Source organism: Bradyrhizobium sp. GW821-FHT13H06 (assembly GCF_058803975.1).
In genome coordinates this window covers 76900-100785 of the sequence record NZ_JBXAPN010000016.1, presented here as the reverse complement: position 1 = coordinate 100785, position 23886 = coordinate 76900, and the positions used below count along the sequence as shown (strand labels likewise).

Genomic DNA, 23886 nt, shown 5'->3' with positions numbered 1-23886 from the left:
GTCACGTCTCTGAAACAGCGGGGCGGGGTCGGCGCACGAGCTGCAGCAGCGTCGCCACAGGACGGCGTCCCGCCTTAGCACATTTGTTGCACCGGAGCCTGCCGGCCAGGTCATGGACAAAGGTTGTGGAGGCGTGCGGCAATACAACGAGATCAACGTCACGCCGGGTCTTGCAGCGGGAGCATTGGATCTCCAGCCAAGGATAACCGCCGTTGATCGCCTGATCGATCGCCGGCGAAGGATCGATCGGCTCGCCATTCGCCCACATGCGCTCGTTCCAGCTCTCACACAGGAGGCGATCCGCCTGTTCGATCAGTGCTTCACCCTTGGCGCGAGCCGCTGTGGACTGCTCGGCCAGGATGGTGGTCATCGCGCGTGCCTTGCCGAGCTCCTTGCCAAGGGCCTTCCGGTCGCCGCCAGAGAGCGGCGTCGGGTGATGCTTCGGAGCCATCCGGGGCGACGCACGTGATCGGTCAAACGGGCCCGAAGGCCGGCCAGCAGCCGTCCTCCTCGTGGCGGCCGGTTCGGTTCTGGCATGTGTTGTCCAGCAAACGTTGCGCGACCTCCTTCCAGTTCGCCTGTTGCCCGTAGAGACGAATGGCGTCCACTTTCTGGATCTCAACAATGCGCTCACACCTGCGGCAGGAAACCCGCAGGACATGCTGCGGCATCTCGCAGAGGCGTTGGCCGGGGCTCGAACGTCCCGAGGCCGCTGTCTGGTCATAGGCGTCGAGCAGAGCGCGCCAGTATTCGTCCGGCATGTCGTCCTTGGGAGCGAGTGACCCCTCTCTTATGGCTCCCTTTCCCATTGAGGCGGCTAGCTTTTCCATCTGTTTCGGGGAGGGCATTCGCCAACTCGCAGGTCGATCGTTCATGACGGAATTAGAACATAAAGAGAACAAAAGTCGAGTCCGACCAAAGGAGACAGGCAGATTTATTTGCCCGGACATTGTCGGAACCAGCCGCTTTCGATCGTCTTGAGTCCGAGCGGCCCACCATGGAGTTCTGCGTAAATGGCCCCCCGCGCCAACTGGAAAGGCTTCCTACGTCTGTCCCTCGTGACTTGTCCCGTGGCGCTGTACCCAGCGACTTCTGAGTCCGAGAAGATCTCCTTCAACCAGCTCAATCGGCAGACGGGCCACCGCATCAAGTACATCAAGGTGGATCAAGACACGGGCGACGAGGTGCCCAACGAAGACATCGTCAAGGGCTATGAACTGGAGAAGGGGCAGTTCATTGAGGTGACGAAGGAAGAGCTCGAAGAGATCGCGTTGGAATCGACCCGAGCGATCGAAATCGATGAGTTCGTCGACAAGTCAGACATCGACCCGCGCTACCTGATCCGACCCTACTACCTTCGCCCGGACGGCAAGGTCGGCCACGACGCCTTCGCGGTGATCCGCGAGACCATCCGTGAACTGAACAAGGTCGCCATTGGCCGCGTCGTATTGACCAATCGCGAGCACATCATTGCACTTGAGCCGATGGAAAAGGGGCTCGTAGGAACGTTGCTGCGCTACCCCTATGAGGTTCGCAGCGAGCAGGAATACTTCGACGAGATCCAGGACGTTAAAGTCACCAAAGACATGCTGGATCTCGCCAAGCACATCGTGACCCAGAAGGCAGGCACATTCGATCCTGAAAAGTTCGAGGACCACTACGAAAGCGCACTGGTCGAACTGATCAACCAAAAGCGCGCCGGCAAGACGATCCGTCCCAAAGAGCGGCCAAAGGGTGAGAACGTCGTGGATCTGATGGAGGCGTTACGACAGAGCGTCGGGAGGGAAAAGTCGACCGAGCCTGCAAATGTTTCGAAGAAGTCGGCCAAGAAGCCCCGCAAGGCCGCAAGCGGTCAGAAAGAGATGCTGATGCCCATTGTCGGCAAAAAGCAGGCAAAGGAGACTTCTGCGAAGAAGCAGCCGGCAAAATCGCAACGTCGATCTGCTTAGCTTGTCCCTAACGCTTATTGAGTTTCCGAACGACCTCGGCGGGGTCAAAGCCAATTGCTCGCCCCAACTCGATCAGCTCAACGACGTCTATTCGACGTTGCCCAGATTCAAGATGGGTTACCCAGGATTGGTAGACCCCAAGTTTATTGGCCAGATCAACCTGACGGAGTCCCGCACCCTTTCTCAGCTCAACCAACATTGCGGCGAGCTTCTTTTGAATGGGCGAGGTAACCGTTTTGGGCATCTAGCCTCCGAAAGGGGGCCAGACACATAGAACGACTTTTCAGATACCGATAAATTAGGTATTCATGGGGCGGGGAAGTTGACGGAGTTAAGTTATTGGCTCTTGCTGCTCGACAAGCAATTGAACCCTTTGCCGAACGCGTGTGCCTTGGAAATACGCAAACGGCGGATGATCTTTATCGGTTTGGATACAGAGACGGTGAGACCGGGACCGTTGTCGCGGCGATCGAAATTCCCGCTTTGCTGTTAGAAGAAGCAGTTTCATCTAACTTGACGTCGTCGTGCAGACTTACCCCGGACGGCAATCTGATCGCCGTGTCATCGTTTGAATACGGCAAGGCTTCTGCGGGAATATCAATTTCCCCAATGCCGCTCGACCAACTCATCCGAGCAACTCTCACGCCTCAAAATCTTCATATGGAGGAAGCAACCATCGCGAACTTGAGGACTATGCTTCAAAAACTACAAGAATCGACTAGCGTTGTAAGAGAAGCGTTGGCTCGCTTTGTTCAGGATGAAGAGTCGCGGTACGGTGGCCGCGCTGTCGAGTAGCCATCTCCTGTCGCTCCCTCGCCGGAAGACCCGTCGCCTGATCGAGCTCAATTGCCAAGCCTATCAGCGCCACTCGGCAAATCTTGGCGAAAATGAAGAGCAAATCTCCGCTACGCGTCGTGGTCCTTCGCAGTCGCGCGCGATGTCAAAAATAGATAAAGTTTTGTTGGCAAGATCAGTAAATCCACGATTTCATTGGTGAAATTAAGCTTCCGGAAGAAAGCGTATAAGTAGCCCAGTTCTTTCTGCGACCCTGTTTTCGTTACTCTCCGTCCAGTAGCACCGGGTGGGAAAAACAATGGGAGGAGCGACATGCAAAAGCGGCGTCGTTTCAAACAGCAGATAACCTTGCAGGACAGACTTGCGGCTTGGTCCACGAGTGTTCTTGAACAGGCCGCCAAACTTCCGCCTGGACCGGAAAAGGACGCTCTCATCAAGAAGGCCCGTCAGGCCGATGTAGCGTCACACCTGGACGACTGGGCGCACTCGCCGGGACTTCAGTCACCGACGTAATTCGAATAGCTAAAAAACGACTCTCAGGGAAAACTCCGGCCCTCGCTTTCCCAAGCGAGGGCATTTTCTTTGGAACGGCCCGCGGCGTGACCGGCTTGGCGATGATGACCGATGTAAAATGCACCATCTGCCAAGGCCTGGGATGGGTCTGTGAAAACCACCCCGACAGAGCGTGGGCTGAAATGGAAGGCGGCAGCCAATGCGGCGCCGGGATGCTCTGCAAGTGCAACAGAGCAAACGGCGAAGACACGCCGGACATCGAAGGAATCATTGAAGAGATCGAGGGTGGAGAGACCCGCCACTGATCACATCGCGATTATCCAGGCGGCAAACGCAATCAAGAGCGTCAGGATTATCGCGGCGATAATGACGAGCTTGCCCACTACTTCTCCTTGCGAACACCCTTGTACTTCACCGCGCTCTTCTTGACGGCCATGAACTGTTCGCCCTTCTTGTTGCGCTTGGTCTTGGTGGGGGGTTCTTAAGCTGGGTACGCTTCTTCACAGTTTCGGACACCTGCGGATGTCCCTATGCGGTAGCACGTAGATCGTTAGGACTAGCGCAGCTATGGCGAAGTATCGAGTGTAACCGGGAGCCGCATACATGCTGGCCTAATCGGTGCCGCGTACCAGCGCTCCTAGGGGAGGGCGTGCGCCGAACCATGTGATTATGGTTGGGCCTCGGCGCGCGCCGCCTCTGTGACCTTCTGGGTCTGCGCGCCTATTCGGCGGCCTAGCTTGGCAGGCCGGCAGGGCTCGACGGCGGTCGATCCGCCGGAGTCTGATCGGCGGAATGGGGCGTACGACATCGTTGAGCTCGCGCATGAGCCCATCTGTCGGATATCTGGCGGAGAGGAGTAGGGCGCCTGCGAAGGCCGGAGCGCTGCTCGAGATGCCCAAAGCTACGGTCGCGAAGCTGCAAGATTGACCGTGGCCAGGACCGTAGATTGCTCGCGGGTTAGGCGAAAAAAAGGACTAGCAATTTCAGTAGATTTGACAGACACCCCTTTCCGCCAGCATGCTGTTCTCAACTGTTCGGAATTCACAGCAGACTCAAAGGTCTGGTTCGAGTCGCATCGCATTCTCGATGTGCCTGGATCGCCGAGCACACGGGCGCAATTCGACCGTGGCCGAGATCGTTACGGAGGGCGTGTGCCGGCGGCGGGACGCGCAATTGCGCAAGCTGACGCGACGCGAGCAACGAGCACGATCATCTGAGATTTGCAGTGCTTCATTCGGCCGAGATGCTGATAGCACTGGAAAGAGTACGACGCCCGCTGGAACAGCGAGACGCGGGGCAAGACGAAGCGCCGCCGCAGACCGCACGGGATGCGCGACCGGCTGCGGCTCATGACGCATCGTCGAAGGTTGAAGCGATGACAACAACAGCGCGGGGGCTACGTCCCGCGTTGGCTCTCTTCAGTCGCGTTGCCGAATTTGGGCATTGACAATCAGCGCTTGGGCAGATGGCCCGGTCAATCGAGAGCGGCCGTTTTTTGTACTATGACTTCCTCTGCGACGTGATGACACGTCGTTACGACAAATGCCGCTCTGCTGCATTTCCATTCACTGCCGAGGACGACGGTCGAGACTGGTTCGTAAGCGGTCAATCCTAACAGAGCGGCCGCGCCGATCAGCAAATTTGCGATAACGAGCTTGCGCGCTTTGCGAGTCCACGTTGGGCTGATCATAGAGGTGGTTCCCCTTATGGGCATGCGCTGGCAGAGAGTAAGCTAGGCCTCGCTTGTTTCAGGCCGACTTCACGACACAGGAAAATGGTTTCATGGCGAGTCTTTGGGGAACAAAACACTTTTAGCCGGGGCCGATTGTTTCTGCCTCCGACCCCAGCCTCGCTCATCCATGAGCAGGCTCAGGCGACGTCACGCAGCGGCAGCGCGAGTTGCAAGCCGTATGGACGCGAGGAATTGGCTTGGACGAAAGCTTGCAGCGCGGGCGAAAGGTCAAGCCCATCGCGGCCAGCTAGATCCGCCAGAGCATAAGCGATGTCCTCAGTGGCGTCGCGGGACCAGCCCTCGGCCGCGTTGAACGCGACGATCCTGAGTGGGTAGGCGTATTGGCCGGAGATGATGTCCCGAAGCACCGTCTCGCGATCGGTGTCCTGCTCTTCGGTCTCTCGCCACGCGCAGCCGGCCCGTGCCCCGAAGTCTTCCAGCACCAGATAGATCTCACGATCGAGACGATCGGTTGGCACAATCGAGGGAGAGGAACGCAAACGCATACTCCGATACTACCGAAGGCGCAGAGACGGCCCCGGCTGGCAGGGGGGCTTTTGAGGTAGGCCGGGGCCGCTCGGCCGGCTCGGCGAGAGCCAGCGAGACTGACAATCTGGTCGGCAGAACTTCGTTCCTGAAGCTCCTGGCTGATCACTCATGGCTGCTCCCGCTGGACAGACCGGGGCCGATTATCCGTCCGCGCTTCGTCTCTTCTGAGTGCTGCCAGTCTATCCAATTGCGTGGCCAAGCCGGCAAAGCTCCTCGCGATATTCTTCAAAACGGACGCCCGGGCCGCGGAAATGCCCGGCGCTTTGGAAAGTGCTTTGTAGTGTTCGGATGCGTGATGGCAGGTCGCGGAGTCAATCATTTGAGGCTCCATGGCCGAAAGCAATTAGGGCGGCAATACTTACATAGGTCGCCGCTCTCGCCGAAATGGTTCGCGACAGGCTGCTCAACTCCAACGTCCGGCAGCCCGCTAGGCCGATTACGACCCCAGATTCGTAGCTATGTGCCTCGCCGCATGCGAGGCTTGAGCGATATTACGCGTTTCGGAGGGAAGCCCGATGCGCCTGGCATTGCCTTATGGGAATTGGTTTCTGCGTGCTCTTGACGGGATGGTTGTCTTTGACACTCATCTCTTAACTGATCAGATCCGCGCCGGGTGTAGCAGCCGCCAAGGTGCCGCTCTCGTGTAGTTCGAGCCAGCTCTGCGCTACGGCGTATTCGGACTCAGCGCCGAACTCGCTGACAGTGGCCTTCAGCTTGAATGAGGATGGCGCGCATGCGGCCGTCTTGGGCGGCTTGGAAGGCCGCTGAGCTGCGGGTCGTAGGTGTGGAAAAGGGGGCAGGCAAAGGAAACACTCAACTGCGTTTTTGCGAAAAATCGCTCAGTGCTTTGCCGCTCTCTCAAGAAATTCTAGCATGGAGGGCGCTACATCCTCGAATTCGACGAAGCGACGGCGCAGCTCATCCGCGATATCCGCGGTCACATCGCGCGACCATCCTCGGTCGTGTTGAAGGCGACGATGCGAGCTGGACGAATGTAATGGCCTTCGATGAGGTCGCGCAGCAGAGTAGCACGATTGCCGTCCTCTCCTGCCGTTTCGGACCAGGCTCGTCCCAAACGGCCGCCGAAGTCCTCAAGCACAATGTAGACATCGCGGTTGCCCGCACTCTGCGGCACGATGGATGGAGAGGGAGCCATGAGAACGCTCTTGACTAGAGTTCCCTTCAGGACTCGAACCTGATCTGAAGTGGTCGAAAACGCTACAGCTAAAAAGGGGTAGGTAGTTGACGGTGTAGCCGGCCGGAGTCTGATCCGCGCCCATGGGGCCGCCGTGTTACGATCTTGCAGAGCAGAGCAGAGCAGGGGTGCCCGGCAAGGCTGGCGCGCTGCTCGAGATGGCCGAAAACGACGGTCGCGAGGTTGGCCGCAGGACCGTGGTTAGTATCGTAGATAGGTCTCGGCGGCGCCAAAAAAGCCGAGCAATTTCAGCTAGGTTGACAGGACACCCCTTCTACCGAACGGACCAATGCTTTCATCGAACCGCCGACGAACGTGGTTATTGCCGCGATCCTGGTGAGTTTGAGGCGAAGGTACATGGATTGGAAGAATGCGAGAAGCGAAGCCGGGCAAAATGACCAAGCGCGGCTGGTTATCTCGCGCTGACGTTTGTGAAGCTTCAAGCCGAGTGAACGCGCTTGCCTTGATGGTGATAGCAGCCCGGCGCCTTAAGAGCATCTCGGAATGTGCACGGGTCGCATTCCGCGATTGAAATCATTTCAATTCCGCCCGCGACCAGGAAGTGCAATATAGCCTTGTGGTGATGGACTGGAGGTTGCGCAGACGAACCTCGAGCGCAATAGCCAAAATGAAGTTTGCCGCTGCTCTGACCTTGCCGAGCTGGAGCGTCGAAGCTCGTGTGCGGATGGCTGAAGAGCAGGTGAGTTTGCCACTTGCTCACACTAAACATTGGAATCGACATGACAAAGGTTCTCGTCCTCTATTATTCAGCCTATGGACATATTGAAGCCATGGCAAACGCTATCGCGGATGGCGCACGTGAGGCTGGTGCGACAGTGGACGTCAAACGCGTCCCGGAATTGCTGTCCCTCGATGTTGCAAGATCTTCGAAATACAAGCTTGATCAGCCAGCGCCAGTTGCGAGGATTGATGAGTTGGCAAACTATGACGCCCTCATTGTGGGGACAGGTACCCGCTTTGGCCGCATGACTTCGCAGATGGCCAGCTTCCTCGATCAAGCCGGAGGACTTTGGGCTAAGGGCGCGCTACATGGGAGAGTAGGTGGCGCATTCACATCGAGTGCGACCCAGCATGGCGGCCAAGAAACAACGCTGTTCTCGATCATCACCAACCTGCTACACTTTGGAATGACCGTTGTCGGCCTCAACTATGGCTTCACTGGCCAGATGAGACTTGACGAGGTGACGGGTTGCTCTCCTTACGGCGCCAGCACAATCGTCGGCGGCGACGGCGCTCGCCAGCCATCAGAAAACGAACTCTCCGGCGCGCGCTATCAAGGGCGTGCGATAGCGGAGATCGCCAAGAAACTACGTACTTAGCGAGAAAGCCCCCGTTATGCGTTCGCGGCGGAGACCGAGTTGATCTAGGTGCTCACCGGGCCTAACCGCACAAGCGTTTTGCGGAAGGTGCACGCATGTTTGCTCTCAGGAGGATCCATGCTGGATAGACTAATTCGAAGATTGGCAGCGTGTGCCTCATGCCTGACTTTCATTATTGGGTTTGAGGGCTACGGTGCTGCCGCGCAAGTCGGAACGGAGGAGGGCCGGCCAGGCGACTCTACCTACAGCACGGGACGGACAGTGCTACCCGACAACAAGGGGCAGCTTCAACCTCAGGGATGGACCGGTCCCATTTCGACCGGTTCCGGTGGCGCACCGGCGTCCAGTCCGCAAGGCGGAACCCCACCGGATATGCAACCGGCGCCTGGAGGAGCATCTAAGACTATTGTCGATCCCTCACGTCACGATTGATTGCATGCTCCTCATTGCGGCTTCCTCCCGAATAAGCTGGCATCGAGAACGCGTGGGCCTCAACGAACGCATCCCGGCTCGGTCGACACAATCAAAGCCGCCGCGGAGGTGTCCCTCAACCCAGGAAGGCTCCCAAACCAGCCAGTATATCCTTAGACCCAGCGATTGAAGCGGAGCGCACCCGCGTGCAGCCTGCGAGCCTGGCAACAGGATCTGCGACAGTTCTGATGAATGGACGATGGCTCCGCGGCTGGTGCGGGCAGGGAAACGCGGCAAGCTCGGTTAACGCGAGCTCCCAAGCCGTCGATGTGAAATTACGCAGAGCGTCCTCCGCGTTCCAGCGAAGTTCGACGTCTGGCCCAGACGCGCTGTTCAACGCGACCACACAGACAACAACAGCCATTCGAGGCACCACGATGAGGCGGATCCCATCACGGCAAGGAAGACGCAATCTCCGTCACCTGTTTAAAATTGAAGCGCCTCGGTCACGATTCTTAGCGACGTACGCCGCCGCGTTCATTGCGGTGATTGCGTCTGCTATCGCTGCCGTCCCCGCCGGGATCTTGCTCGTGAAGTACATCGCGCTTGGGCAGAACTATTGAATCTCAAATTGGAGTAAAGTGTCACGAGGAAGACCGCGAAGACGTTTGGCCGGGAGAAGTTCACTCCCGATTGGAGTGCGGCGCGACAAGTGAATGCCATTCAACCGATAAGAGCACCAACTTCACTTCCACTAGTGGGTCAGTCCTGATTATCGTCATGCCGTCTACTCCGGGCTAAAGCACCCGCCTCTGGAGTGCTCACGGCGCGAGCGAGACGTCGCCGGTGTTCTATGAGAGGTGATGTAGCACTCTCAGCGCCACTTGCCCCGGCAGAGCGAAAGGAGTTGGCATGAGTGACCGAGCAGTAAGAGTAAGAGAAGAAGTTCTTCATGCGGTGCACTGGGTTGCCGGAAGCCAGTCCGAGAAACTTGGCATCCAGGCAATGCGCGTCGCAATCGCAATCATTTTCCTGTGGATCGGGGCGCTCAAATTCGTCCCCTATGAGGCGGACAGCATCACGCCGTTCGTAGCAAATAATCCAGTGATGCAACTTTTTTACAACCACCCAGAACAATACAAGGCCCATCTCACGCGAGAAGGGCAATTCGTCGCTGCCGAACGGGAGTGGCAAACGAAGAATAACACCTACGGCTTTTCGCAAGGACTTGGAATTGTCGAGGTGGCCATCGGTCTTCTCACTCTGGTCGGTCTGGCGTCGGCCCGCTACGGACTCCTTGGAGCCGTTCTTTCGTTCCTGACGCCAATTGTCACCCTGTCATTCTTGTTCACGACTCCGGAAGCTTGGGTCCCTGATCTTGGGGATGGACAGTATGGCTTTCCATACCTTTCTGGCGCCGGACGATTGGTCATCAAGGATGTGGCGCTATTCGCCGGATCGTGGTTGGTCGTCGTCGATTCGGTGCGCGACGCCCTCCACAGTCGCGCGGTTGGGTCCGCCACAGCTATCGTGCATGCCGCGCAGCGTGGGGGCTCGCATCTATAACAAAGTGTATATGCGAGCGTCTGATGATTTCGGAATGGCAAGGTAACGTTGCGTTGCATGTTGCTCTGCTCGGACGAAATCGCAGGCCGCCTGTCAAGATAGCCGGTCACTCGTCTACCGAGCAGCGAGCGCAATCAGTTTACAAGCAACGTCAATCCAAGGCACCTGATGCGCGAGGCGGTCGTATCGCTTGCACTTGCGTGGCCAGATGTGGCGCGAGCCTTAGCGACATCTTAAAGGCTGAACGGGTGGAATAAGCAAGGAGTGGTGAATGGATCCGACGGCGCTTCTTCTGTCCCGCTTGCAGTTTGCATTCACCATTTCATTCCACATCATTTTCCCTGCCTTCACGATTGGTCTGGCTGCTTGGCTGACAGTGCTCGAAGCGATGCACATGTACACAGGAAAGAACGTATACGGCGCGTTGTTTGAGTTCTGGCTGAAGATCTTTGGCGTAGCGTTTGGGATGGGTGTCGTCTCGGGAGTCGTGATGGCATTCCAATTTGGAACGAATTGGAGCGTGCTCTCGAGAATGTCTGGTCCCATTCAGGGGCCACTCCTTTCATACGAGACCTTTACGGCCTTTGCGCTGGAGGCTGGCTTCTTCGGCATCCTTATCTTCGGACGCCCTCGTGTGCCCCCGTGGTTCTATCTTTTCTCGATCGCAATGGTCGCGCTCGGTACAGCGATTTCCGCGTTCTGGATCATGGTGAACAACAGCTGGATGCAAGTGCCCGTCGGATACGTCCTGCGGGAAGGCCAATTTGTACCGGATGATTGGTCGGAGATCATTTTCAATCGCGTGGTTTGGACCAGATTTCCGCATATGCTTTTGGCCTCTTACCTGACGGGCGCGTTCTGCGTGGCGGCTACTGGCGCCTGGTATCTGCTGCGGCATATTCACCGGAGCGAAGCGCTCGTGATGCTGCGCATGGGTCTTGCGTTAGCTGCCACGCTCCTGCCAACTCAGCTCTACGTCGGACATCTTGTTGGTGACTACGTTCACGATTTCCAGCCAGCGAAATTCGCGGCCATTGAGGGCAGGTGGCATGATCAGCAGCCGGCCTCGGAGGTATTGATCGCGATCCCCAATGCAGAAACCGAGTCAAATCGGTACGAAGTCGCGGTGCCGGTCTTGGGAAGCATTATCGGAAGTCTGAGCCTCACCTCAAAGGAGGTCGGGATAGCCAGCTTCCCGCCGCAGGACCGCCCGCCAGTCGCGATTACCTTTTTCGCTTTTCGCATTATGGTCGGTTGCGGAATTATCATGCTCGCAGTTTCTTGGTTGGGTCTGGCCTTGAGCATAAGACAAGCTCTTGAGCAGAGGCGCCGTGCCCTGTGGTGCATCTTTCTAAGCTTCCCTCTGCCCTGGATTGCCATCTTAACCGGCTGGTACACGGCTGAGGTGGGACGACAACCCTGGACCGTCTATGGACTGCTGCGGACCGCTGACGCGCTGACCCCGTTTCTCACAGCGTCCGTCGCTTTAACCTCGCTGATGGTGTTTGTCGGCATTTACGTTTTCATTTTTTCGTTTGGAACGTACTACATTTACCGCCTGCTATTTGCTGGACCCGGGGAGCTTAACGAACGACGAGTACAAAGCGCCGCTCCAAATCGGCCAATGTCGTTCGCAGAGGGCGCTTCAACAATGTCCCTTCAAAGGGATCCGGGAGAATAGCCGTGGTGAACTTCTGGGCCTCGCTTCTTGCTATCAGCGTCCTGATCTATCTCATTCTGGACGGCTTCGATCTTGGCATCGGCATGTTGTTCGGTCTGGTCAAGAGCGAGCGAAGGCGCGATGCTGTGTTTGCGACGATTTCTCCAGTATGGGATGGCAATGAAACGTGGCTGGTCGTAGCTGGCGTGATCACGTGGGGCGCTTTTCCTCTTGCCTATTCAATGCTGCTTTCGGCGTTCTATATTCCGGTTCTAGTTATGTTATTGGGCCTGATTTTGCGCGGCGTTGCCTTCGAATTCAGGAGCAAGTCACTGGCGTCAAAATGGGTCTGGAACGTCAGCTTTGTCGTAGGTTCGTTTGCCGCGAGCTTTATGCAAGGAACGATGGTTGGCGCCATGGTCCACGGATTGCATTTTGTGGATCGCGAATACTCAGGTGGTCCTGCCGGCTGGATTACCCCGTTCTCCGCCCTGTGCGGCGTCGGCCTGTGCCTTGGCTACTCCCTGCTTGGTGCGAGTTGGCTGGTGGGAAAGAGCGAGGGCGCGATCCATCGTTCGGTACAGGAGCAGATTCCGCCGCTTGCAATTGGAGTTCTTATATTTCTTGTCGCTATATTTGCGTACTCTCTCGCCGAGCGGCTAGAGATTTTACATCGCTGGCTCGACCGACCGTATCTATTTGTCTTTCCTTTAGTCGGTGTTGCCGCGGCCGCGATGCTCGCGCGAAGTATCGTTGACCACAACGATCATTGGCCGTTTCGACTGGTTGCACTGATCTTTGTGGCCGCCTTTGCAACGCTCGGGCTTTCGTTCTGGCCCTACATGATTCCATTTGTGCTCACGATCCAGGAGGCCGCCGCCCCATATTCAAGCCTGGCCTTCATGTTTTGGGGCGAAGGCTTGTTCGTTTTCCCGCTGATGCTGGTCTATGTGGCTCTTGGATATCACGTATTCCGGGGCAAGGCCGTGATACATCACGAATAACGTCAACTAAGGCTGAGAAATGGGAGCCAGCTACTGCGAGCGGGCCAGATCGTGGGAGTCGGCAGTGGTGCGCCGGTTTGTGTATCCGACGGCGGCAAGAATTCGATACTCCTCCAGCCGGCCTGCTCGGCTCACGGCGAAAGACCGAAGGGACAGCAGAATTTGACCCAATCGGCTCGACAACAAGGGAGCACCGCTCGTGAGAGTCCGGCTGTGCGAGGTGCGTATAGCAGACATCCTGACCGTGATGGATTTCATCGCTGCGAACGTAGTGCCGCATGAAGCGGGCGCATCGTACTAGGCGACTGCCTCTGTCGATGCCGGAGGCCAGCGTGGTAAGGTGCAAGCTAATCATCCAAGTCGCGTTGCATAGTCGGTTTGCATCATGCCAAGCTTAGCCGCCAATCAAAGCGGCTTCCATTGGTGTGCACACATAACAAGCGGAGGAAGTTTGACATGCTCGGGAAAAATTATGCAAGCGCCGCACTGGGTCTTGCCGCCGCGCTGGCGACCTCACAAGTCCAAGCCCAATCGGCAAGCAGCAGCGAACAGGAGATTGCGCTGCTGAAGCAGCAGTTGAAGCTGCTCGAGCAAAAGCTCGAGAAGCTTCAGAGCCAGACCACGGCAAACACGGCGGCCACAGCCAAAGCCGAAGCAAAGGCGGAGGCCAAGGCCGAAGCGCGCTCGGAGGCAAAGGCCGCGGTCGCCACTGCTCACGCGGCAATCCCCGTCAAGGGGCCTGCGCCGACCCCGGCTGTCACCGTGACGATGCCGAACAACCGGCCAACGATTTGCACCGCGGACCAAGCGAACTGCGTCGCCGTCACCAGCCGTCTGCATTACGACGTAGGTGGATACGACTATCGTCCTAACACCGCGGCGACGGTGCCGCAAAAGCTCGACAGCGGCCAAAACGTTCGCCGCGCGCGTATCGGCGTCACCGGCAAGTTCTTCAACGACTGGAACTTCGCGCTGGTGTACGATTTCGGCGGCTCGTCTGATGGATTTGGAGGCGCCGCGCCCGGATCGCTCCCTGGCGGCGGCGTCTCGGGCGTGGAGAATGCCTATCTCAGCTACACAGGGTTGAAGCCATTCGGCGGCAAGATGGCAATCGAGGCCGGCATTATGGATGTACCCTACACGCTCGACGAAGCGACGAGCTCCAACGATATCATGTTCATGGAGCGGGCCTCGCCCGGCGTGATCGCAACCAACATCGCCGCGGGAGACTTCCGCTCAGCTGCCGGCGCGCGCTGGTTCAACGACCAACTCTGGATCGGGGGCTATGTCACGGGGCCCTCGACCGGTGCAATCCACTCCGCCTCGAGCGTCTCGCCGCCGGGCACGAGCGAGCAGTACGGCGCTGTAGCGCGCGTGGCCGGCAATCCCGTCAGCGCCAAAGATTACTCAGTGCATATCGGCGCCAATGCGGAATGGCTGATCCAGCCGCCGCGCAATTTGATCGCCAATACGCAGACGGTCACGCTGAGCGATCGTCCGGAATTGCGGCTCGATCCGACCACGCTGATCTCCACCGGCGCCATCGCCAATGCCGCGGGCGCGCAGGTCTATAGCGTCGAGGCGGCGGCGACGTACGGCCCCTTCATCGTCCAGGGCGAGTACTTCTGGTACAATGTCGATCGCACCGCCAACACCGGTGTGCCAATGATCGGCGCGCCTAGCCTGAAGTTCCAGGGCGGCTACGCGCAGGCCGGCTATGTGCTAACCGGCGAGGGCCGATCCTACAATGCGGCGAACGCGGCCTATGGCGGGATCAAGCCGGCGAATCCATTCTCGCTCGAGGGCGGCGGCTTGGGCGCGTGGGAGGTTGCAGGGCGCTTCTCGACGATCGACCTCAACGATCAGCTCGCGACGGCGAGCGGCGTCGCCGGCGGCCGGCAGACGGTCTATACGCTCGCGCTCAACTGGTATGTCAATGGCAACGTTCGCTTCATGCTGGACTATCTGCACGGTACCGTGTCGCGGCAGGCCTCGCCGGTAGCAACTGCCGACGTAGGTTCGAAGTTCGACGCCGTAGCGCTGCGCACACAGTTCGCATTTTGAGAGGGCGGCAACGTTATACGAACGGATCGGCGCCAACTCGGATGGCGACCTCTCGCAGTTTTGCCCTGCCGAAGCTTGTGAGAGGTCATTCGCCGACTTCAGAACGCTATACCGGGCGCACCCTAATCGACTCTCGCACTTGGCTCGGCAAATGCATTCGTCGATGAATTCTGGACATACCCCCAGAGAACCACGGCGGACGAAGCGGCGATAAGCATGAGCATTAGGCAAGCAAGAGAAAAAGCACGCATTTCGGAACTTTCTGCTGGAGTGAACGCGTCATGGGAAAGGTTGGTTAGCCGGGCTCGCGAGCCCGAATGCTTCTGTTTCGACTTCGATGAAGGTTCGTCCCAAGAGACCTACAGCTCGATAGAAGGCGGAGATGCTTGACCTTTCAAGGTCGACGAAGAACTGTCTCGCCCACGGCGCGATATGCTTTTCGAAAAAGAGTCGGTCAGCGCCGGGTGATTGCGGAATCTCCGCCCCGGTCAAGCCTGCCATGACCTCAAAGAGGAATCCTATGTGGTCCTCCGGCTCGGTTCTGTCAGGAGCTTTCTCGATCTCGAAGGACCGAAGTGTCTGCCGCAGCCGGAGCAATGGACGTCCATACACAGTATTGGCCAAGTAATGTGAGGCATAGGGCCATAGCCCCTCTTCACTCAAGCCCGCGAATAAGCAAAAATACTCGCGTGCGATAGCTTTGACCCCAGATTCGGAAGCTGCGCCGGCCAATGCCGAGTGAGCTCGTCCCATTGGCGTGGTGTCGCCCCGCAATTGGATCAGACCAGACAATAGGGCCGCGCTGGGACTCCTGGAAAGAAGAGTGGCCAGCAATGCGTATTCGTGCGAACGCGCGATGTCTAGTTCGTCGATATTGGGTTCGGAAAGAACTTGTTTCGCCACGATCTTGATCCGCGTGCTACGTCAGCTCGGCAGTGCGCTGCCATGCTTCGGTTGCGTAGAAGACAAAACTAGAGGGAGCTGGTTCTCGGCAACTCGGGTTTTCTCGGAGTTGCTTTGGACGCCAGCGGTTGACGAAGCACCGATCTCCGCCTTCTGCAGTAGCTGGTCTGACTCCAATCCGGGCGGGCCAACGAAAAATTCGCCATGGGCGCGCGGAGCTTCAGGGTGCTCGATGCTAGTGGCAATTAGGGAATTGACCGCACTCGGTCTGATTTCCAGTGGCGTCAGAGGGCCAAAGCCTGGTATTCCATTCGGATCGTTGAAGTCCCATTGGTTCTCAGCGATACCAATGAAGTCGCGTATAGAGGGATCAATCGCCCAGGCTCGGCGCAAGGCGGCCCTGGTGAGTTCTGCCGGAACACCGGGCTCCAAGAAAGCGGTGACGTCGGAATCGGCGGTGATGGATTCAATGGGCGGCAACCTTGAGGCCTCAAGCGGCCTAACCACCGAGCTCGGCGCTGGGATGTTAGTTGAAACTGCCACTTCAGGAACAGTCTGCTTCGGGTCGAGCGACGCCTGCTTCATCCGCATCCATCGCTGAAATCGACTTTCAACCTTTTTCATTGCATCCTCTGCCAGCCCCGTGACCTGACGCCGAGCCCTTTTGATCGCGCCTCCGCTTGACGAAGGGGCGCTCGACGTGATGCTCCGCGACGAACCGCTCAACGATCTCAGAGATGCTGGACGGCATCGGCAGAGCTTCGACAAGGTCTGTTCCGGCGTCCGTAAATGCCTCGCCTTCTGCTGGGTCGACCGTCACCCCGCACAGCTCGTAAGGCGGTTCAGCGGCCGTCGGACGCATGCTGACCCATACGCTGGGCCGGTCTGAAGCGAGGTTCTCGCGATAATTGGTTGTCTCAGTACGGTGCAATTCGATAGTTGCGGCCCCAGCATAGAACAACGACCGTTTGTGACCCCCCGTTAGAGAAGCCCAAAGCGCTGCGGTTGGCATTCCCTGCAACACCAGGACTGGTCGCCACAGAACGTCGGCCCAGGCGCTTCTAGCGTTGTGCCGCTCGATGACAATGCCCACCGGAATGCGAGCCAGGGCGGTCGATATCATGGGCCGCCTCCATCCAATTTCGTTTCAGCTAACGAAGTTGCAGCTTGCTCGCGCTGGTAATCGTCTGTCGTCCGAACAAGAGGAGCCGCTTCGCCGGATGCTTCGAAGCCCTGTTCGGCGGCAAAAATGACCCGGCAGTCGCCACACATCTGAACGGCGTCCAACCTCCGGGCCGACGGCGCGTACATCCAATGCTTGCCGTTAAGCTTGGAGATCATTCGTTCAATTGTGCTTCTTACGCCGAATGGCTTGTTGCAGCGAATGCAGCAGAACGGCTCTTCCTGCTTCAACACGCGCGCTGGAGAGTTTGCAGCGCCAAAATTGACCCTTGGTATGAGCGTTACGGCGCGCTCAGGACAAGTGGCTTGGCACAAGCCGCATTGCACGCAGGCATCCTCGACAAACCGGAGCACCGGGCGTTCTGGATCGTCCCGTAGCGCGTGAGTAGGGCATGCCGACACGCAGGAGAGACATAGAGTGCAGCTTGCGTCGTCGATCGCGACGCTCCCGAGGGGCGCTCCAGGCGGTAGTGCGACGATATCAACAGGGTTTGGAGCGGAGCGGTGCAATTCAGCCAGCGCAAAGCGGAGAACGTCTCTCTTATTTCCTATGGGACGAAAGCTCGCCGGGCGCGGCGTGCCGGGACGAGGCTCGGCTCCGCGAAGCGCGTCAAGCAAAGAATCTGGGTCATCTGTCTCAATGGTCGAGACCCGTTCAGGGCCAAAACCAAGGCCGGTAAGAATCGAGCCGGCAAAAGCGATCGTCTGCCTCAAACCCGTAGGATCGTGGGGCTGTTTTGATGGAAGCAAGAATTGCAGCTTGGACGCCCCGTATGCGAATGCTGCGGCGATCGTCTCTAGACCTACCTGCGTGGTTTCATTGACAGCGATCGGCAACACATCTGCCGGCAATCCGTCACCGAACCGGGACAAACATTCGATCAACGGTGCGCCGTGCGAGTCATCATGCACGAGCAGCATTGGATGCGTCCCACCAGCATCCCGATAAGCGACCATCATCGCGCGCAGGCGACGAACAAACTCATCTGCTAGTGGCAGGGCATACGATGCGGCTCCCGTCGGACAGGCAGCAGCGCATTGACCGCATCCTGCGCAGATATGGGGGTCGATAGAAACATGGTTTCCTGATGGAGTGATTGCGCCGGCCGGACAGAGGTCAAGGCATCGTGTGCAGCCTGGACGTTGCGAGCGCGAGTGCGCACATAGCTTGGCTTCGAAATTAATATAGCGCGGCTTTCGGAAGGTTCCGACAAGATCCCGCGCCTGCATCACGGCTCGCAGCGTAGCCGCTGGATCTCCCAGATCCTCGCGCAGATATCCCTCCCGTAGATTGCCAGCCGAAAAGAGCGCAACACTCCCGGTCAGGTCGAGAATGATGTCGCAGGTCGATCGGGCGTTGCTTCTCGTCGAGCCAAATTTCAATGCTTCGCGCGAGGAAGGAGTAGACTCAGCGAACTCGTCGACAACAAGCTCAAAGGAACCAAGATGCCCGCGAGCGCTACGGATCTTCCCTTTCGCTGTGGGAAAATCGACCTTACGAGATAGTGCGACCTCTGCTGGCGGGGTGATCAAGACCGTGACATCCAGGTGATCCTTCAGAAGGTTGCCAGCCTCGATCGCTCTCTCGTCGCGGCCGTAGATAAGAATAACGCCACGGCTTTCGAAATCGACCGTCTCCGGCTCTGAGGTCGGCTCGGCCGCTGCGGCCAACAAAGCTGCCATCTTGGGAGCGGCACGCTCGCCCTCGCTGGACCAGCCGGCTAGCTCGCGCACATTGGCAAACTGTATCGGTCTAGTCCGACCCATCTCTGCAGCAATGCCGGTGAAAAGCGCAGCCTGTTGCGTGCAGGCCACCGTCAGAGGGGTGTCTCTTGACGCAACACTTGTGAAGCGATCGATTTCACGGCCGCACAGTTGAACCGCGGATGAAATTTCGTGGCGGCAGCCACGGCGAATGCCATCCGGCTTGAGCGGCATCGTCTGGTCGCATGAGCAAATCAGAATGTCTCGGGTTGAACCAGGCAAGTCGCTCATCTCGTGCCGCCTCTGGATGTAATGGCCGGCGAAACTTCGCTGAATGAGGCCTCGGTCATTCAGAAGGGCTCGCGGGAGATTGCTTGGCTCGTTCGAGGCGCTCGGCGAGCCATTGGTCATGATGTTCTCGTGCCCAATTGAGATCCACATCTCCAGTAGCCATCGCTTCGAACGCACCTTCCATCCCGAGAGTGCCGATATAGATGTGGGCCAATATCAGCGAAATGAACAACACAGCGATGACGGCGTGGGCGACGTGGGCGAGCTGCATGTCGGCAACGTTGGTGCCGTAGAACGGGAATAGGAGCAACAACCCGGAGACGGAGACTGCTGCGCCGGCCGCGACGGATAGCCAATAGACCAGCTTTTCGCCGAGATTGAATCGGCCTGCCGGAGCGTGCTTGGACTTAATAAAGCCGCCGCCCTTCCTGACCCATTCGATATCGACTGTCGACGGCAAGTTGTCCCGGAAGAAGATCAACCCGATCAAGGCCAATCCGACCATGAACGCGAAGCTGACGAAGTTGTGCGTGTATTTTGCGATCTGCGAAACCTCGGAGAATGACTCCGGCCCGATTATGGGCAGCAGCAAGATCTTTCCGAAGGTGACGTTCAAACCCGTCACTGCAAGGACAAGGAAGGATACCGCCGTCAGCCAATGCGAAAAGCGCTCGAAAGCGACAAAGCGGGTGATCATCTTCCCAGAGTGCCCAGCAGCAATCCGAAGGCGTCCTAGGATCAGATAAGCGAGCGAGAGGAGTGCGATTGTTCCAAGAAGGACCATCGCACCGCCACAATGCAGCAGAACTTCGTGGAAGTAGTCCCAGGTCCGTCCGCGAGGTTGTATCAGGACGCTTGCCTTCCGATCAGGAATGTCAATACGACCTTCAATGCGCGGCGCCTGCTGCAGCAGTGTCCTTTGATCGATGACGCTGGCGTCTGGATTCGGTGCGCCATCCGGCGCCAGCCTCTGGGCGCACAGCGGCTCTGCAGCAAAGATCTGCAACACGAGCACCAATGTTACGAAGCCTATGCGAGCGAAGAAGGACATGGCATTCACTTCCGTAGGAGATGGGGAGTCTGTTGGACCTTTTACGCCTGACGCCCCAAGTTACGGCTTGATGTCCTCATGATAGGCTGTCTCCCAGCCCCAAGCGCCGGAGCCATAGCCGCGGGTTCGAGACCTTTCCTCATAGAGTTGCCCGATGATGTCGCCGTCCCCGGCGAGGAGCGATTTGGTCGAGCACATCTCTGCGCACAACGGCAGCTTGCCTTCAGCAAAGCGGTTTGAGCCGTATTTTGCATATTCGGCAGCGCTGCCAGGCTCTTCCGGACCACCGCCGCCAGCGCAATAGGTGCATTTGTCCATCTTGCCGCGAGAGCCGAAGTTTCCGACCTGTGGATACTGAGGCGCTCCGAACGGACAGGCGTAAAAGCAGTAACCACAACCAATGCAAAGATCCTTGTTGTGGAGAACTATCCCATCATCAGTCGGATAGATGCATTGTACCGGGCACACCGACGCACATGGTGGGTCGGTGCAATGCATGCACGCCATGGAGACCGAGCGTTCGCCAGGTTTGCCATCGTTGATGGTGACCACCCGGCGCCGATTGAGACCCCAGGGCACTTCGTTCTCGTTCTTGCAGGCGGTAACACAAGCGTTGCACTCGATGCAGCGTTCCGCGTCACAAAGAAATTTCATCCTCGCCATTGATGTACTCTCAAGCTGCTTTGATCTGACAGAGCGTTGCCTTAGGCTCCTGCATGCCGGTGGCAGGATCGTAGCCGTAAGTGGTCAACGTGTTCACGCTCTCACCCAGTACAATGGGATCGGCGCCTGGGGGGTACTTCGCTCTAAGGTCTTTGCCTTCGTACCAGCCGGCGAAATGGTAGGGCATCCATGCGACACCCCGGCCAACGCGGTCGGTGACAAGTGCTTTCATCTTGGCGCGAGAGCTATTCTCTGCGCCCATGACCCACACCCATCCGCCATCCTTGATGCCGCGCTCCGCAGCATCTGCAGGGTTGAGCTCCACGAACATGTGCTGCTTCAGTTCCGCGAGCCACTTGTTGGAGCGTGTTTCCTCGCCACCGCCTTCGTACTCAACCAGTCGACCAGAGCTGAGAATCAATGGGAATTGTTTTGAGATACCTCGATCGACGGCAGCTTTCTGAACCGAGAAGCCGACGTTCGGCACGCGAAACTGGCGCGCGTCAGGTAGGGTCGGATAATCGGAAACAAGATCCGGGCGCGGCGTGTAGATCGGTTCGCGGTGCACGGGAATGGGATCGGGCAGATTCCAGGCGATCATTCGCGCTTTGCCGTTGCCGTAGGGCGAACAACCATGCTGGATGGCCACTCGCTGAATACCACCTGAAAGGTCCGTGGACCACGAAACGAGATCGGGTTTGTCGGGGCTGACGCGAAGGATCATCTGCCATTCTTCGGGCGTAAGATCCTTTTCCCATCCAAGCTTCTTCAGCACACCCAGCGTGAACTCCGGATATCCATCCTGGATCTCAGAGCCGGTGGAGAAAGATCCCTCAGCGAGGAGATTGTCGTGCTCCTGCCGCTCGACCTCTCTGCCGTTTTCCATCACCTTGCGGGAAACCACACGCTCCACGCCGAACCGGGCGCGAAACGTACCACCCCCCTCAATGACAGGGAGCTCGGTGTTGTAGAGGATCGGGGTCCCCGGATGCCTGAACTGAGGTGTTCCCCAACACGGCCAGGGCAATCCGTAATAATCTCCCCCTACCTCAGGATCATCTTTCGGCGCACGGAGCGTGACCAGGTCGAACTTCGCCTGGTTCTTCATATGAGCTTTCAGGCGTTCGGGAGATTGGCCACAATATCCAGTGGACCATCCGCCGCGATTGATCTCCCGAAGGATGTCTTCCGCCGACACTGAACCGTTCTCGACTTTGATATTCTTGAACATCAAGTCGGCGAAGCCAAGCTTGGCCGCCAGCATGTACATCGTGTCGTAGTCATTCTTGGATTCGAAGACGGGATCGACGATTTTTTCACCCCATTGTAGGGAGCGATTCGAGGCCGTTCGCGAGCCATCCATTTCGAAGCTAGTGCAAGCGGGCAACAGATAGATGCCGTTCTTACGCTCGGAAAGCACGGACCACGCGGTCGGGTAAGGATCGCACACCACCAGCAGTTCAAGCTTTTCGATGCCTTTCACCGCTTCCGGCATCCGGGTGATGGTATTGACTCCGTGGCCCATGATGAACATGGCCTGCACCGGATTGGGTTGAGCAACCTGATCTCTTGGCAACAAGGTGGCATCGAACCAGCGCGTGCTGGGAATGCCGGGCGTCTCCATGAGCGTCTTGCTGGGGAAGCGTCCCCTCATCCATTCGTAGTCGACGTCCCAAACCCTGCACCAATGGCGCCAAGCGTCTTCTGAAAGGCCATAGTAGAGGGGGAGAGAGGTGACATCGAGGCCTAGGTCGGTGGCACCTTGAACGTTGGTGTGACCGCGAAAGATATTGGCGCCGGTGCCTGGTCGCCCCACATTCCCAGTGGCGAGTAGCAGAAGACAGCTGGCTCGCACGTTGGCTGTACCAGTTGTAAATTGGGTTTGTCCCATCGCCCAGATCAAGGTCGAGGGTTTTTGCGTCGCGAACAGCCGCGCAATATGACGAACCTGTGCCTCGGGAAGTCCCGTGACTCGCTCGACTTCACTTGGCGGCCACTTAGCTGCTTCTTTGCGGATTTCTTCCGCGCCATATACCCGCTGGTTGATGAATTCCTTGTCTTCCCAGCCATTCTCGAAGATATGCCACAACATTCCGTAGATGGTCGCAATGTGAGTGCCCGGTCGAACCCGGACGTATTCGGTTGCGTGAGAAGCGGTCCGTGTCATGCGCGGATCCACAACAATCATGTTGGCTCGGTTGAGCTCTTTGCCCTCAAGAATGTGTTGGAGAGAGACTGGGTGTGCTTCGGCGGGATTCCCTCCCATGAGCAGTATTGTCTTGGCGTTGCGGATATCGTTGTAGCTGTTCGTCATGGCGCCGTAGCCCCATGTGTTAGCTACGCCGGTAACAGTGGTCGAATGGCAGATGCGGGCCTGGTGATCCGAGTTATTCGTGCCCCAAAAGGCCGCCAGCTTGCGATTGAGATAGGCCGCCTCGTTGGTGAATTTTGCAGACCCAAGCCAATAGACGGAATCGGAACCCGCCTTCTCCCTGATTGTAAGCAATTTGTCGCCGATCTCATCGATCGCCGTTTTCCAGGAGATCCGGATCCATTGGCCATTCACAAGCTTGACCGGATAGCGCAGGCGTCGCTGACTCAAGACGTCGTCGCGAACCGCAGCTCCCTTGCAGCAATGTGAGCCGCGATTTATCGGACTGTCGTAGTCAGGTTCCTGACCGATCCAAACTCCGTTCGAAACCTTTGCGATCACGGAACATCCAACCGAGCAATGCGTGCAGATGTTCTTGCGGGTAACCACATCTGCTTCCGGCGCAGGCGGAGCGCCAGCCTCGGCCTTACGGATGCCTTCCAAAGGAAGCGAGCCTAACACCGACAGGCCTGCAACGGTCAGCCCGGATCGCTTCAGGAAGGCACGGCGGTCCTGCTCATAGCAAGAGGAGGAGCGCTCCGCACCGCTCAACCGCTTCGAGAAGGGCCGCTTTGATGTCTTTACTAGCACAGGATCGTCCCTATCGAGCGGGGTATCGGTTGACGCGATAAAAGTTACGAATTTCCGGGGAGTTCGGCTGGTAGCGAGTTCTCCGCTTGCTCTTGTCGCCGGTGGCGGACGCGCCAGCGGACGTCAAAGGTTGCGAACCGACCACGGTTGCGGCCATCCCCGTCAGACCCCAGCCGAGCAGACCGCGGCGGTGAAGTCGTCTCTCGCTGCTCTTGGTCATCGCTTACGTTATCCGAGTTTCGACTTGCGAGGCGCACCTGCAAGTCCCAGCTAGGTTGGATAGCTTTCGGCATTTCGGCTTTCACGATGGCACGAATATCCCGATGTCCTACAATCAGTTCGGTGAACAGCA

At 57.9% G+C, this 23886-nt stretch carries 20 protein-coding genes; 8 read left to right on the top strand and 12 right to left on the bottom strand.

Annotated elements, in window-relative coordinates; translation table 11 throughout:
- Position 1: 1 nt before the first annotated feature.
- Complete coding sequence (locus AC1RQP_RS38110) at positions 2–451, bottom strand: hypothetical protein (protein ID WP_492942710.1); 450 nt, start codon at positions 449–451, stop codon at positions 2–4.
- A gap of 22 nt (positions 452–473) precedes the next feature.
- Positions 474–761 carry a hypothetical protein gene (locus tag AC1RQP_RS38105; RefSeq protein ID WP_492942709.1) on the bottom strand — a complete coding sequence of 96 codons (288 nt, stop codon included), beginning with the start codon at positions 759–761 and terminating at the stop codon, positions 474–476.
- A gap of 252 nt (positions 762–1013) precedes the next feature.
- Between AC1RQP_RS38105 and ku the strand changes: the two genes are divergently transcribed.
- Entirely contained in the window at positions 1014–1949 is a 936-nt protein-coding gene (ku, locus tag AC1RQP_RS38100; RefSeq protein ID WP_492942707.1) for a non-homologous end joining protein Ku, read from the top strand.
- Positions 1950–1956: 7 nt separating this feature from the next.
- On the opposite strand, the gene AC1RQP_RS38095 is transcribed toward ku, so the two are convergent.
- Entirely contained in the window at positions 1957–2193 is a 237-nt protein-coding gene (locus AC1RQP_RS38095; RefSeq protein ID WP_011084405.1) for a helix-turn-helix domain-containing protein, read from the bottom strand.
- Positions 2194–2288: 95 nt separating this feature from the next.
- Here AC1RQP_RS38095 and AC1RQP_RS38090 point away from each other — a divergent pair, with 95 nt between their 5' ends.
- Both AC1RQP_RS38090 and AC1RQP_RS38085 read left to right on the top strand, forming a co-directional pair.
- Entirely contained in the window at positions 2289–2744 is a 456-nt protein-coding gene (locus AC1RQP_RS38090) for a hypothetical protein (protein WP_492942704.1), read from the top strand.
- A 614-nt stretch (positions 2745–3358) separates the two neighbouring features.
- On the top strand, positions 3359–3562 hold the full coding sequence (locus AC1RQP_RS38085) for a hypothetical protein (protein WP_492942742.1): 204 nt from the start codon (positions 3359–3361) through the stop codon (positions 3560–3562).
- A gap of 1564 nt (positions 3563–5126) precedes the next feature.
- On the opposite strand, the gene AC1RQP_RS38080 is transcribed toward AC1RQP_RS38085, so the two are convergent.
- Complete coding sequence (locus AC1RQP_RS38080; RefSeq protein ID WP_492942740.1) at positions 5127–5489, bottom strand: hypothetical protein; 363 nt, start codon at positions 5487–5489, stop codon at positions 5127–5129.
- A 986-nt stretch (positions 5490–6475) separates the two neighbouring features.
- Positions 6476–6694, bottom strand: a complete 219-nt coding sequence (locus AC1RQP_RS38075) for a hypothetical protein (RefSeq protein ID WP_492942702.1) — start codon at positions 6692–6694, stop codon at positions 6476–6478.
- Between the two features lie 779 nt (positions 6695–7473).
- On the opposite strand from AC1RQP_RS38075, the gene wrbA reads away from it, so the two are divergent.
- From wrbA to AC1RQP_RS38050, 5 genes are all read left to right on the top strand, one after another.
- Positions 7474–8073: an NAD(P)H:quinone oxidoreductase gene (gene wrbA / locus AC1RQP_RS38070; protein WP_492942700.1), complete on the top strand. Its 600-nt coding sequence runs from the start codon at positions 7474–7476 to the stop codon at positions 8071–8073.
- Positions 8074–9396: 1323 nt separating this feature from the next.
- Positions 9397–10050: a reactive chlorine resistance membrane protein RclC gene (gene rclC, locus AC1RQP_RS38065; protein WP_492942698.1), complete on the top strand. Its 654-nt coding sequence runs from the start codon at positions 9397–9399 to the stop codon at positions 10048–10050.
- Between the two features lie 271 nt (positions 10051–10321).
- Positions 10322–11731 (top strand): cytochrome ubiquinol oxidase subunit I, encoded by a 1410-nt coding sequence (locus AC1RQP_RS38060; RefSeq protein WP_492942696.1) that lies wholly within the window; start codon positions 10322–10324, stop codon positions 11729–11731.
- Positions 11732–11733: 2 nt separating this feature from the next.
- Entirely contained in the window at positions 11734–12714 is a 981-nt protein-coding gene (locus tag AC1RQP_RS38055) for a cytochrome d ubiquinol oxidase subunit II (RefSeq protein WP_492942694.1), read from the top strand.
- 456 nt (positions 12715–13170) lie between these two features.
- Positions 13171–14778, top strand: a complete 1608-nt coding sequence (locus AC1RQP_RS38050) for an OprO/OprP family phosphate-selective porin (protein WP_492942692.1) — start codon at positions 13171–13173, stop codon at positions 14776–14778.
- Between the two features lie 279 nt (positions 14779–15057).
- On the opposite strand, the gene AC1RQP_RS38045 is transcribed toward AC1RQP_RS38050, so the two are convergent.
- The 7 genes from AC1RQP_RS38045 to AC1RQP_RS38015 form a co-directional block, all read right to left on the bottom strand.
- On the bottom strand, positions 15058–15681 hold the full coding sequence (locus tag AC1RQP_RS38045) for a TorD/DmsD family molecular chaperone (protein WP_492942690.1): 624 nt from the start codon (positions 15679–15681) through the stop codon (positions 15058–15060).
- A 21-nt stretch (positions 15682–15702) separates the two neighbouring features.
- On the bottom strand, positions 15703–16305 hold the full coding sequence (locus AC1RQP_RS38040; RefSeq protein WP_492942688.1) for a DUF3306 domain-containing protein: 603 nt from the start codon (positions 16303–16305) through the stop codon (positions 15703–15705).
- Complete coding sequence (locus AC1RQP_RS38035; protein ID WP_492942686.1) at positions 16292–16804, bottom strand: DUF3305 domain-containing protein; 513 nt, start codon at positions 16802–16804, stop codon at positions 16292–16294. The genes AC1RQP_RS38040 and AC1RQP_RS38035 overlap by 14 nt, the downstream gene beginning before the upstream one ends.
- Positions 16801–18801, bottom strand: coding sequence for a 4Fe-4S binding protein (locus AC1RQP_RS38030; protein ID WP_492942739.1), 2001 nt, complete (start codon positions 18799–18801; stop codon positions 16801–16803). Before AC1RQP_RS38030 ends, AC1RQP_RS38035 begins: the two co-directional genes overlap by 4 nt.
- A 112-nt stretch (positions 18802–18913) precedes the next feature.
- Positions 18914–19909, bottom strand: coding sequence for a formate dehydrogenase subunit gamma (locus AC1RQP_RS38025; RefSeq protein WP_492942684.1), 996 nt, complete (start codon positions 19907–19909; stop codon positions 18914–18916).
- 60 nt (positions 19910–19969) lie between these two features.
- Entirely contained in the window at positions 19970–20572 is a 603-nt protein-coding gene (fdh3B, locus tag AC1RQP_RS38020) for a formate dehydrogenase FDH3 subunit beta (protein ID WP_247296499.1), read from the bottom strand.
- A gap of 10 nt (positions 20573–20582) precedes the next feature.
- Entirely contained in the window at positions 20583–23534 is a 2952-nt protein-coding gene (locus AC1RQP_RS38015; RefSeq protein ID WP_492942682.1) for a formate dehydrogenase subunit alpha, read from the bottom strand.
- Positions 23535–23886 lie beyond the last annotated feature (352 nt).

Excerpts from the sequence above, each read along its gene's own strand:
- wrbA (WP_492942700.1), top strand. The coding sequence starts at position 7,474 with ATGACAAAGGTTCTCGTCCTCTATTATTCAGCCTATGGACATATTGAA.
- rclC (WP_492942698.1), top strand. The coding sequence starts at position 9,397 with ATGAGTGACCGAGCAGTAAGAGTAAGAGAAGAAGTTCTTCATGCGGTG.
- AC1RQP_RS38110 (WP_492942710.1), bottom strand. The coding sequence starts at position 451 with ATGGCTCCGAAGCATCACCCGACGCCGCTCTCTGGCGGCGACCGGAAG.
- AC1RQP_RS38025 (WP_492942684.1), bottom strand. The coding sequence starts at position 19,909 with ATGTCCTTCTTCGCTCGCATAGGCTTCGTAACATTGGTGCTCGTGTTG.
- AC1RQP_RS38035 (WP_492942686.1), bottom strand. The coding sequence starts at position 16,804 with ATGATATCGACCGCCCTGGCTCGCATTCCGGTGGGCATTGTCATCGAG.
- AC1RQP_RS38085 (WP_492942742.1), top strand. The coding sequence starts at position 3,359 with ATGATGACCGATGTAAAATGCACCATCTGCCAAGGCCTGGGATGGGTC.
- fdh3B (WP_247296499.1), bottom strand. The coding sequence starts at position 20,572 with ATGGCGAGGATGAAATTTCTTTGTGACGCGGAACGCTGCATCGAGTGC.
- AC1RQP_RS38095 (WP_011084405.1), bottom strand. The coding sequence starts at position 2,193 with ATGCCCAAAACGGTTACCTCGCCCATTCAAAAGAAGCTCGCCGCAATG.
- AC1RQP_RS38030 (WP_492942739.1), bottom strand. The coding sequence starts at position 18,801 with ATGCCGCTCAAGCCGGATGGCATTCGCCGTGGCTGCCGCCACGAAATT.
- AC1RQP_RS38040 (WP_492942688.1), bottom strand. The coding sequence starts at position 16,305 with ATGAAAAAGGTTGAAAGTCGATTTCAGCGATGGATGCGGATGAAGCAG.
- AC1RQP_RS38050 (WP_492942692.1), top strand. The coding sequence starts at position 13,171 with ATGCTCGGGAAAAATTATGCAAGCGCCGCACTGGGTCTTGCCGCCGCG.
- AC1RQP_RS38060 (WP_492942696.1), top strand. The coding sequence starts at position 10,322 with ATGGATCCGACGGCGCTTCTTCTGTCCCGCTTGCAGTTTGCATTCACC.
- AC1RQP_RS38105 (WP_492942709.1), bottom strand. The coding sequence starts at position 761 with ATGCCGGACGAATACTGGCGCGCTCTGCTCGACGCCTATGACCAGACA.
- ku (WP_492942707.1), top strand. The coding sequence starts at position 1,014 with ATGGCCCCCCGCGCCAACTGGAAAGGCTTCCTACGTCTGTCCCTCGTG.
- AC1RQP_RS38075 (WP_492942702.1), bottom strand. The coding sequence starts at position 6,694 with ATGGCTCCCTCTCCATCCATCGTGCCGCAGAGTGCGGGCAACCGCGAT.